We start from the raw sequence: 11,767 nt of genomic DNA, 5'->3' as shown, positions 1-11,767 counted from the left end.
TTCCGGCAACGACTGCTGTATTTGGAATCACACCAATGAAATCTGTTTCCACTGTTACTTGGAACTCTATCGTCGCTGTTGCACCACCTAGCATTGGATCTGGCAGAGTCACAGTTAGACGTTCCCCATTCCAGCTGCTTTCTGCTACTACCTTGCCATCTATCGTGGTTGTATTTGCCACATGAACAAGACCTGCTGGTAAGCTATCCGTTACTGTTCCAACTGTCAGTGTCCCTGTTTTGGCGTCACCATTGGTGACTACTAAGCGATACGTTACCTTATCGCCTTTTCTCACTTCACCGCTGGCAGGACTAACCACTGATTTTTCAATCGTTGGTGCTGGTGCTTTATGCGTAACCACTTCATTTGATGTTTCTTCAATCGGCTGATTTGGTTCTCGTGGATCTGGTGTTATTTCTCCCGATGCAACCCCTTTGTTCACACTACGAACAGCGGATACCTCAGTTACAGTTACAAGGAAGCTCACTATTAAACTTTCATCTTCCCGTAATGTCAGCCCAGTCGTTACTGTCAGTTTATTTGCACTATCCGTGCTGGCAGCTACTGGAATACTATTTACCGTGGCTGAATTAAAGACAAAGCTTAAGCCTTCCGGTAATTGGTCAGTCACAATGATATCTTTTACTTCTGATGGCGCTGTCTCTGTGTTTTTAACAATAATCGAGTAACGAATCGTTTCGCCTACTTGTACTACCGTATCATGTAAATCTGTGGAGCCTGCTTGATCCAGCACCTTCTTTTCAACAGCTAGAACACCCGGTCCACGAACGATTTCAACCTCTACAGTGTCTTCATCTTTATAATCAGGTGTCCCCGATTTATCTTCTCCTGAAACCTTCGCTGTATTCGGGATAAGCCCTAACGCTGCACTAGCTTCTACTTCGACTTCAAAGACTAGCGTTATGGTCTCGCCGCCTTTAAATTCTGCCGGCAAAGCGTACGTCAACGCATTCCCGTTCCATCCCACTACTGCATCTGCAGCAGGATTTCCATCTACAACAGTTGATTCCGGCACATACTTGATACCCGTTGGCAACGTATCTGTTACTGTACCGTTGTACAGGCTACCTGTTGTATCAGCTTGGCCATTTGTGATAACTAGTTGATACTTGAAGCGGTTGCCGCTTGTTACTTTTTCGGTGCCATTAACAACTAAGCCCGTAGCACTTAGTACATCTTTGGTAATTGCTGGTTCTGGCGCCTTGTAATTTACTACTGAATCTTCAATTTCGTCCAGACTTTCTGTTTTCGTTGAATCATTTGGATCAACAGGGACTTTTCCGTTTGCTTTCCCTGTATTGAGAATATCTTTTAGAGCACTTTCTTCAACAATCACTTTGAACTTGATTGTCTTACTTTCATTTTCCTTAAGTATTCCTACATTAACTGTTACTTCTCCATTTTCGACTTTACCAGTCAAGCCTGTGTCCATAACTAGAGAGTTTGATACATAGGTCAATCCATCAGGAATTTTATCTGTCAGAACTACATCTACGATTAAAGATGGATCACTATTGGTATTTTTCACTACAAGCTCATATTCAAGCTCAGTCCCAACAGCTACTACCTTGTTCTCCCAATCTGTTCCATTTGAATAGACATTTTTTTCAAGTGACAATATTCCTTTATTACGAACTGGCGTTACTGACGCATCATCAGTCAGTTCATTGATCGGCGTAGTCAAAGTTGCATTGTTCGCATCCACATCTTCAAACTCACCATTCAAGCTAACTGTGTTTTTTAAAGCTACATCAACAGTATCTCCGGTTACTTCCACATTATAAACAATACGCAATGTTTCCCCGGCTTTTAAATCAAATCCGCTATACGTAAATGACTGACCATTCCAGGTAATTGCCGGATTACTAACTGCACCTGTATTTTTAGTAACAGTCATTGAATTTTGAACATACGTTAGTCCACTAGGTAAAAGATCGGTAATTTTTCCATTAATAATTGGTGCACCTTTATCATTTTTGACAATTAAAATATAAGGTACAATCTGACCTTTTACTACATTTTCATGTTTCTGACCTTCTGCCATTACATATTTTTCAAGAGATGGTTCTGGTTCGATTCTGGTTTTACTATCGTCTTCAGCTTCGACGTCTTTGGGCTGCTCAGGCTTTTCATTCACTGTTCCTTTAGCTGTGGCAACATTTTTCAAAGACCCGCTAGCTGAAGCAGATACTTTAACATCAAAAGTGATTTTTACTTCATCCTGATCAGCTAAATCCTTCACTGGAACTTTGATTTGCTGTCCGTTAATTTCTAAACCATCAATTGGATGAATAGCAGTTCCATCCACCTTCACTGTACCTTGAAGGATAGTCAGCCCATCCGGCACAACGTCTTCTACAACAACATTGCTGACAAGAGAACCAGAATCTGCTGGTTTGCTATTTTTCACAATAATGGTATACGTAATCGTATCGTCTACCTGTACCGTAGCTTGACTAACTTCTTTAAGAATCTCTAACTCACCTGGCTGATGAACAAATTCCACAGCTACATCCGCTTCAGCTTCAGTAGAATGAACCCCGCTTTTATCGGTACCTGTTATTACAGCCTGGTTTGTTCTTAACGTACCTGTTGGATCCTTAAACACATCTGTATCTGCTTTTACTGCAAAAATAATTTGAACGACCTGATCCGATGTCATCGGACTCAACTCGGTAATTTTAGAAAAATCAATTATTAGTTTTTTTCCGGAAACAGCTATTGCATCCGAAGGAACTGTAATCTCTGTTCCATTGACTAGAATCACGTATTGATTGCCAGCGGAAATTTCAACATCATCCGGTAATGTATCCGTTAGTAGCCCATTGTACATTGGACCAGAATCCGCTGCTAAGCTGACATCTAGTGTATAGAAGAATTCTTCATTTACAAACCATTTACCGTTATCGATTAGACTTCCTGAATTTTGAGGAGCTACATCGTAGACATGTTTTTCTAACAGCACTTCTGGTTTACGATGTTTTAATTCTACATCAACTACTCCAGTATCTGTTGTAGGATTATTTCCATCTTTATCTGTACCAGCAATTTCTGCTGTATTCGTAATTAAATTTTGTTTAGGCGTTGTACTCGAATCTGTTTCAGGCAGTCGCTCATCGGCTATTACACCAAAACTAATCGTAAAGGTTACATCATTCAACATTGGATTTAACTCTGTAACGTTTGTTAAATCAACTGCAAGTTCATACTCTGCTAAATCCGCAGCTGAGCCTGCTTTGTTTGTCCAGACATTTGATAGATGCTGAGAGCTAATTAATGTTCCGCTTTTATCAAAAATATCAATATAAGTAGAACTTTCATCTACCTTCAGCCCTTTAGGCAGTGTATCCGTTACTACACCATTGTACATAGCACCTGATCCAGCATTCAGCGAACCATCAATCGCATAATAGAATGTGTCGCCAGAAAATACTTTGTCAATATTTTGTGCCGGTCTGCTGCTTCTAGGATCTGTATCGTAAACTGATTTACTTAGCTGTACTTCTGGTTTGACATAGTTCTCTACACTATCAGACTGAATTTTATCATTTCCCCAACTATTTAAAACAAAATCATCAGTTCTTGTTTGTGAAGTATAGGAAGCCTCATTTTTTAAGATACCACTAGTGTTTTCTTTAACTGTAGCAGTTACCTCTATAATAAGTTTGCTAGCAGCAGGGTTATCTGGAGAAATATATAACATGTTATCCGGTGTAAAAAATGAATCTGGGAAATTGATAGTTATTGTTTCTCCTGTCAGATAGTCACCTGTCACCGTATACTCCCGATTTTTACGCAAAGTGATTGTTCCATCTGCCGCAGTCGTTACCCTTACTCTATTTGAGCTTAGACCTTTAGGTAATTGATCTACAAACTCTTTAACTCTCATTTGAGCTGTTTTTTCACCTGTTGTTGCATCTAAAATAATCTTATAAGTTAATGTATCTCCTACTTTAACTTCTTCATCATTTATATTTTTACCGCTTGAATTATAAACATCTTTAGTTACTTCAGAATCAATTACTTTATGAGGAACTGCTTGAATAGGTGCTCTTGAGGGAACTACATTGGAGCCATTATTTCCAGAGTCAATCCCTTTCGCACCAACATCTAAACGGTAATATCGAGAACCTTCCCCGTTCCCAGCTTTAAGCTCTTGTGGTATCCATTCCGTTTCCATAATCAATTTTTCATTTGCTAGCAATGGCGTTCCTAGATCATACTCATAAAATTGTTCATAACCATCTTTGTGCTGTCCAGTCCAAACAGAATTAGCAGCCACTGTTTTTAAAAGAGTTTTCACACCATTGACTAACTTATAAATTTTTACATTTCCTGTTACTTCTAATCCAGGTGCTGTTTTCACACCATCTGTGGTAAATTGTATAACCTGAGGATTACTGCCTTTGCTATATTCGACTTCTTGGACAGAAGTAATCGTATCATAAAAATATGTTTGATCGATTTTATTTCCCTTAGTATCAATAAAATAAACTGATGTTTGAATTTCAGGTCTTACTTCATCCAAAGGAAAAGACTGATGGACTGAAGATGCTAGGCTTGGATAATAATAATTTCCTATACCATTCACCGTAAATGTGACATTTTCCAAGTAGCCTGGAGCCTTAACAATTTTAATTGTGTAAGTTTCACCAGTCTTCCCAAGATCTAAATGGAAATAACCATTAGTATCTCTATCAGAAGCTGTATACGTTTTTTCAACTCCATTACTAGAAGTAACCGTGAAAGTAATGTCAGACATTATTGGCTGGTTTGGATTTCCGTAACTGGAATAAAAGAATATTGGCAATCGCGTAGGAAAAACCGCTTGCGTTTCTCTAGTTTCACCGTAAACAACCGTTCCCTCAACATCTATCTCTAATGTTAATTTAAATAGATTATGAGCTCCGTTCCCAGCTTGATAACTGCTTTCAAATGCTCCCTCATTTAAACCTTCACGAAACTTCATTGTGAATTCAGCTGTATAGGTTTTACCAGCTTCAGGTGCGTCTATTTCAATTGACCTAGCAGTAGGAAAATTTGTAACAGAGTTCCCAAGCTGATCTGTTACTGTCACACTTGATAAATCTAACGTCCCCCAGTCAACAGTTCCTACAAACAAATCTGCATAACTTGCGTCTGCATCGCATTCCCATATTACTCTGTACTTGATCCCATTTGCATATTGACTTGGGTCAGTGATGCTCCCTGTCGAAGCCCAGCTATTCGTCTCAGTATTCCAAACCTCAAAAATTGGTGCCGCTGCTCGTGTCAGCGACTGCTTATCAAGCTTCTGATTCTCTTCTACAGAAGACTCCTGCGTGCTTTCACTTGTTTCTACAGTTGTGCTTTCTTCTATTATATTCGGCTTTTCATTCACCAAGACACTTAGTTGTGCAGCAGAGCCTCTTGAAGAAACTGCTGACAGCTGATAGGTACCAGCTGTTTCTGCTTTAACAATTAGCCAAGCATAGTTATTAACTGGTTCAAGAAGTCCCGCATCAACAGCTTCTGGTACAGTTTCTCCTTCTTCACTTGCCTCTGCCGGCTGCTGCACTTTCTGTGCTTCCGGCCAGCTCAATATGACACTTGAGGCTTCCTCGCTGTAACCAATTGTCACTGGATTACCAATATTGTTTTCGTTTGTCAGTGCTTGCTCTAACGACAATCCGGCTAAATTAACCTGAACAGAGCCGTTTTCCGGATGAACAGAACGTATACCGACTGCCCGGGTTTCCCCAGCTTCCATTTCCAAACTATTCGTTGGATTTCCTTGATCATTTAAAAATGTCAAATCCTGTGAACTAGTTTCTGCCTGTGCGGAGACGCCAGACAGACTTGTGACAACAACATTGAACAATAGTGTCAAAAGCATCAGCCAGTTCATTGACTTGTATAGCCATTTTTTATTTTTTTCCAGATCCACTTTTTTTGTTACCCCCTTAGTTTAAATAGTACTGTTCTCTATTGAGATGAATCGTCCACAATAATTGTTGCTGCATTGGATTTTGCTTCTACCTCTTTTTCTTTAATAGTAGAAGTGGATTCCGTTGTTGTCTCCGAAGATGAGTCCGTCTGTTTCGTCTCATTTTTACAAGAAGCCATCATTAACACTGCAAACACAGTTGAAGCTACAAGCAACATTCGATTTAATTTATTTTTTTTCTCCATAGGACACCTCCCTAAGTCCAATTAATAAAAATGATATTTTTTACTAATTGTTAAAATGTTTTTAAAATGTATATCCTTCGAAAAATAACAATCGTTATAAATAAATTATCTTTAATATATGTAATCAAATACCATTCTTAAAGAAGGACATAAATTCATAACAGTAATTATACATCATAAGAACGTTATTTATTTATCATATTTTTATTGCTTTTTCTAATTTTTTGAAAAAAACTAAGTTTATACCTATTAAAGACCTTTCATTAAATAATTTTTTTCTTAGAAACTGTCATTATTTATTCCATTTAATTATTGATTAAAAATATCAATTCCATCCCTTTTATATCGCTTTTTTTTACGTTTTTCTTATTATCCTTTTCATATTTCTTAATAGTTGATTTTAAGAACTCTCGATTTATTCTGAATATTAAAGTAAACCGCTCAGTTCAGTTAGATTAAATTTACAGTTTTCTCATTTTTTTACAGAAAGAGCAAAATTATTGAGAAAAACTTTTTTTCATGCTATTATATATTTAATCTTAGATTTCATATTGTGTTTTCCCTTCATATTAGTGTGTGGTATGAGGGGTTTTTTATTGTCTGAAAACAGCTTGCTTTGTTTCTCTATATAATAAAAAAGGGCTGTGACATTAGTATGCCTCAGTCCCTTAAAGCTGGAAAAACGGTGTTTCAGAAGTAACTTCTTCAACAATAAGGCGGAAATTCGCAAAAATTTGTGGAACAATTTTCGGAATTTCCGCCTTAGTGCTTGAAGCTGAACACTTCTGTCACAACCTATTTCTATATTTACTTATTCACCTAAATCCACATTGTGATAAACCTTCTGAACATCTTCCAAATCTTCCAGAACATCAATCATTTTCTCAAACTTCTCTAAATCCTCACCAGTCAACGTTACTTCATTTTGAGGAACCATTTCCAACTCGGTAACAGAAAATTCTTCAATTCCCTTTTCTTTCAAGGCTTCTTGGATGATATGAAGATCTTCAGGCTCACCATAGACAATGACTTGATTCTCTTCTTGCACCACATCACGAACATCGATTTCTTTTTCCATTAGATACTCTAAAATATCATCCGCATCTTCTCCTGGAAATCCGATGATTGCTGTATTATCAAACATATAGGCTACAGCTCCGCTGACTCCCATATTGCCGCCATTTTTCCCGAATGCTGCACGTACATCTGCTGCTGTACGATTGACATTATTCGTCAATGCGTCAACGATGACCATGGAACCATTCGGACCAAAACCTTCATAACGCAGCTCTGAATACTGTTCATCGCCGGAACCTTTGGCTTTTTCAATCGCACGGTCAATAATATGTTTTGGAACATTATATGTTTTAGCTCGCTCGATAACAAACCGCAGCTTCTGGTTTGCATGGGGATCAGGATCACCTGATTTCGCTGCAACATAGATTTCAATACCAAATTTTGCATAAACTCGACTGTTGTTTGCATCTTTGGCAGCTTTTTTCTCTTTAATATTTGCCCATTTACGGCCCATATTCTCACTTCGCTTTCTTTTTTGTAGGATAACCTTTTTCATTATACTTGTATCAACAGTTTTTGTTAAGCCTTTTTTATCCGAATCGGAAAACGACCTTGACTCTGTTCAGAAATTTCGGCATGCCCTAATTGATAAATCCGGTCATTTGTCAGTCCGGCAGCAAACAGTTGTTCCATACTTTTTGCCTGTCTGGTCAGTAGGGGCAGCTCAAAATCTTTTTTGTGAACACTTAAATACTTTTGTCCTGCTTCAGTCATTCCTAGCACTCTTAGATAACTATTATCCCAGCCCTGTTGAACCGCTTCATTCGAACTGTTTAACAGGGTATAGACAGCTAAACGCTGTAATCGAGTCCACGTATAGCGTTTTGTTTTTACCAGTTCAATGAATTGCTGAAAATTCTCTGCTCTCACAGCCATCTCCTTTAACCGATATTCCAACCCTTCATTCATCTGATAAACCAACTGCAGCTCTTCAATAGACGTACTAATAAGTTTGTACTGAAGCAGCGGCCAATAATTCTCCCACGAAACCAAAGGACCTTGTGCTAGGTCATTCGAGGTTTGTTTGGGTACTGTAGTTTCAATCTCAGAAAAATGTTTAGTTAAAACAGCTTTTCGAATAGCAGTTGCGCTGGAAAACCTCGGCTGCAGATTTACTTCATTATAATGCGCACCTTTTCTATTGATAGGCAGCAGTTTCATTGGTTCCTTATATAGCGCATTTTCTTTAGCATAGCTTAATCCCAATATATGATTAGGAGAGGAAAAATCAAGAGGCAGCTCTGGATATAATGCTTGATAAACTGCTGTCATTTGCTGAGGATAGCTTAGTCTTTTATCCGCCAGTTCTTTATATTTCTCTTCAATTAGCTGCTGATTATTCGCTGAAAATTGACCAAAGGCTTGATAATCTACCTCTCCTGAGCTGTCTGTTCCAAAACACAGATACTGACATTTCAAGGCATGAAGTAGTTTGACTCCCCCTCTTGCAAAATAATCCGCAGATTGAACCGCCCATTCAGCTGGCAGTTCAATAACTAAATCAACGCCATTGCTCAGTGCTTCCTCTGCCCGTTTCCATTTATCTATAATTGCTGGTTCTCCCCGCTGCAAAAAGTTCCCGCTCATCACAGCAACTACAACTTCTGCCTGAGAAGCCTCTTGAGCTTTTTGAATATGATAGATATGCCCGTTATGAAAGGGATTATACTCAACAATAATACCACAAGCCTTCATCTACTTCCCTCACTTTCAAAGAATTGATTTCCAATCGTTTAGACTCCACTCCATACAATATAAAAAGCTGAGAACCGTTCCTATCACACGGCTCCCAGCGTTCTTTCATTCCTTTACTCAGTTATCCGCTTTTTGACAAACAAAGAACCAGCGGGTACTTTCTTCTTTAGGCTGCTCATCCGTAAAATCTCCGTATACATCTACACAAGCAAAGCCGCTGCTTTCCAACATCATCAAATAGTCATCCATTGCATAAGTCCGCTCTTTATGAAGCTCATCCTTACGGATAAAAGTCTCCCCATCAGAACCCTGCTGAACAAAGAAGGTTAGAAAATGCTCAATACTATGTTCCTTCTCTCCCTGATAACTATCCCAAAGAAAAGCAAATTCCTCCGTTTGATAATGGTAGCTGTATTCTGGAAACACCTGATCCACTTGATAAACTGAGTGGACGTCGAAAATGAATGTCCCTTCTTCTTCTAGTGCCTGATAAACTTCATCGAAAACCTGCTGAACAGCCTGACGATTTTCCATGTAACACAATGAATCAGAAAAGCAGGTAATTGCTTCATACTGTCCTACTTCTGAAAGCTCCATCATATTTCCTTGAACAAACTGAATATCGACTTCTTCTTCATGAGCCCGCTCACTTGCAATCGCCAGCATTTCTTCGGATAAATCCAATGCGGTAACTTGAAACCCGGCTTTAGCAAAATCAACCGCCAATCTGCCTGTTCCACAGGCTAATTCCAATATTCGGCTGGACTCTTTCGGCAAGTGGCGTTCAGAAAATGCCAGCCACTGCTCATACAATGTTTCATCCATAACCTCATCATAGACAAAAGCAAAGGTTTTGTAAGTCATTTTAGCTTACCCATTCGGCGATGTCTGCTAATGGTGCATCCGACCATAGTTTTTCCAAATTATAGAAAGTTCGCTCTGAAGCTTGGAATACATGAATAATCACATCATTGAGGTCAATCAACACCCATTTTCCACCGTCTTTTCCTTCAATGCGTTTGATTTCTACATCAGCCTCTTCTTCTTTTTCAATAATTTCCTCTACGATGGCATTGATTTGTCTCTCACTATTTGCCTGACAAATCATAAAATAATCTGCTAAAAGAGAAATCTCCTTTACTTCCAATGCAACGATATCCTCTGCTCTTTTTGCATCTGCTGCCTTTACCGCAATTTCTAAAATCTTTTGACTATCTATGATTGTTCCCTCCTAATTTTTGTTTTATCTATTCACTACCCAATAATTATATGTCTCAATTGTCTTTGGATAAATCTTTTGCTCTTGCTGAATGAGATGAAGCAATGTATGCTTCGTTTCATAGGCAACAGCCTGATCTAAATCTACTAATGCGATTTCTCTAGCTTCTGCTACTCCAGGAAACTTCCGGCCAGGTTCGATATAGTCGGCTACATAAATGATTTTATCCAACAACGTCATTTCAGCTGCCCCTGTAGTATGACAGCGAATTGAATGAAGGATTTCTTCATCTTCAATTCCCAGTTCTCTTCTAACCATATCGGCACCTATCAACCCATGCCAGATAGCATTTCCATATTCCAACAGCTCAGGATTGTAGCCGTCCCGTTCAATCAGCAGCTGAAACTCATCATCCGGTCTCTCTTTTGCATAATCATGGGTCAATGCGGCAATACTCGCTTTTTCCTGAGAAGCTCCATATTTCACCGCAAGAGCTACTGCCGTTTCCTCTACACCAAGAACATGCTGAAACCGCCGCTCGCTCATCTGCATTTGAACCTTCTGCATCAGCTCTTCACGTGCCCATGGCGTATATTGTCCGCTAAATTCCATCCATATACAGTCCCTTCTCGTAGATATAGTTTATCACATTATCCGGGAGAAGGTAGCGTACAGAACAGCCGCTTTGGACTTTTTCCCGAATCATGCTGGAGCTGATATCCATTTGCGGCGTATCGACCCAGATAATCGGGTAGGGTGTCTCTATACCATAATGGGGCCGGCGGGTTCCTACAAAATTGGTCATCAACAGTAATTCTTCGATTTTGTACCATTTTGGCAGGTAGTTAACCATGTCTCCGCCAATAATAAAATAGTAATCAGTATCAGGATTATTCTGAATCAGCGCCTTCATCGTCTCGTACGTGTAGCTTTTCCCCTTACGTACAAGCTCGATTGGTTCTATTTCAAGATGTTTATTGTTTTCTACAGCAAGCTCCAGCATAGCCAGACGATGTTTGCTGTCAATGGTTTTCTTTTCATCTATATGAGGTGGCAGATATGACGGCATTAGACAAACTTTATCCAGTCCCAACTGCTGATAGACCTGTTCTGCCATCATCAAATGCGCAATATGGACAGGGTTGAAATTACCGCCCAGTATGCCAACTTGCTTGCGCTTTTCAAAAAGCTGTAGCTGTTCCTTCACAATTGTTTGAGTTCCTCTTAATGCACCTGCAGCTGCCTTCATCGAATAACTCCTCCAATACTCTGCTAAATTGATTTGACCTCTTTAGAATAGTTTTGATATTTCTCTTTTGTAGACGGCTTGAATACAACCAGCACCCGTCCAATAATCTGTACAACGTCACATTGAATTTTATCTTCTAATACGTTAGCTACCTCTTCAGCAACTTCATCTGTATTTTGAAGTAGACTGATTTTAATCAGCTCGCGCTTTTCAAGTGCTTCATTGATTTGAATCACCATCTCTTCATTTAATCCGCCTTTTCCAATTTGAAAAATGGGCTGTAGATGATGGGCCTGACTTCTTAAATAACGCTTTTGTTTTCCTCTTAATTTCAC

The 11,767-nt window shown here is 39.1% G+C and carries 9 protein-coding genes; all 9 read right to left on the bottom strand.

Translation table 11 applies throughout. From position 1 onward, the window contains the following. Positions 1 to 5,947 (bottom strand): isopeptide-forming domain-containing fimbrial protein (locus tag ACYSNQ_RS17440; protein WP_426084846.1); only part of this gene is annotated, 5,947 nt, incomplete at its 3' end. 38 nt (positions 5,948 to 5,985) lie between these two features. Then, complete coding sequence (locus tag ACYSNQ_RS17435; RefSeq protein WP_426084845.1) at positions 5,986 to 6,192, bottom strand: hypothetical protein; 207 nt, start codon at positions 6,190 to 6,192, stop codon at positions 5,986 to 5,988. 811 nt (positions 6,193 to 7,003) lie between these two features. Next, complete coding sequence (locus tag ACYSNQ_RS17430) at positions 7,004 to 7,723, bottom strand: YebC/PmpR family DNA-binding transcriptional regulator (RefSeq protein WP_426084844.1); 720 nt, start codon at positions 7,721 to 7,723, stop codon at positions 7,004 to 7,006. A 65-nt stretch (positions 7,724 to 7,788) separates the two neighbouring features. Next, positions 7,789 to 8,964, bottom strand: coding sequence for a nucleotidyltransferase (locus ACYSNQ_RS17425; protein WP_426084843.1), 1,176 nt, complete (start codon positions 8,962 to 8,964; stop codon positions 7,789 to 7,791). A 117-nt stretch (positions 8,965 to 9,081) separates the two neighbouring features. After that, positions 9,082 to 9,828 carry a class I SAM-dependent DNA methyltransferase gene (locus tag ACYSNQ_RS17420; RefSeq protein WP_426084842.1) on the bottom strand — a complete coding sequence of 249 codons (747 nt, stop codon included), beginning with the start codon at positions 9,826 to 9,828 and terminating at the stop codon, positions 9,082 to 9,084. A 1-nt stretch (position 9,829) separates the two neighbouring features. Beyond that, positions 9,830 to 10,168, bottom strand: a complete 339-nt coding sequence (gene rsfS / locus ACYSNQ_RS17415; protein WP_426084847.1) for a ribosome silencing factor — start codon at positions 10,166 to 10,168, stop codon at positions 9,830 to 9,832. Positions 10,169 to 10,207: 39 nt separating this feature from the next. Next, positions 10,208 to 10,795 (bottom strand): bis(5'-nucleosyl)-tetraphosphatase (symmetrical) YqeK, encoded by a 588-nt coding sequence (gene yqeK / locus ACYSNQ_RS17410; RefSeq protein ID WP_426084841.1) that lies wholly within the window; start codon positions 10,793 to 10,795, stop codon positions 10,208 to 10,210. Further along, positions 10,785 to 11,432 carry a nicotinate-nucleotide adenylyltransferase gene (locus ACYSNQ_RS17405; protein ID WP_426084840.1) on the bottom strand — a complete coding sequence of 216 codons (648 nt, stop codon included), beginning with the start codon at positions 11,430 to 11,432 and terminating at the stop codon, positions 10,785 to 10,787. Before ACYSNQ_RS17405 ends, yqeK begins: the two co-directional genes overlap by 11 nt. A 23-nt stretch (positions 11,433 to 11,455) precedes the next feature. After that, positions 11,456 to 11,767: a ribosome assembly RNA-binding protein YhbY gene (gene yhbY, locus ACYSNQ_RS17400; protein WP_426084839.1), complete on the bottom strand. Its 312-nt coding sequence runs from the start codon at positions 11,765 to 11,767 to the stop codon at positions 11,456 to 11,458.

This window comes from Enterococcus sp. LJL51 (assembly GCF_054871795.1).
The sequence above is the reverse complement of the archived record's forward strand: the minus strand, read 5'-3'. Positions and strand labels throughout refer to the sequence as shown.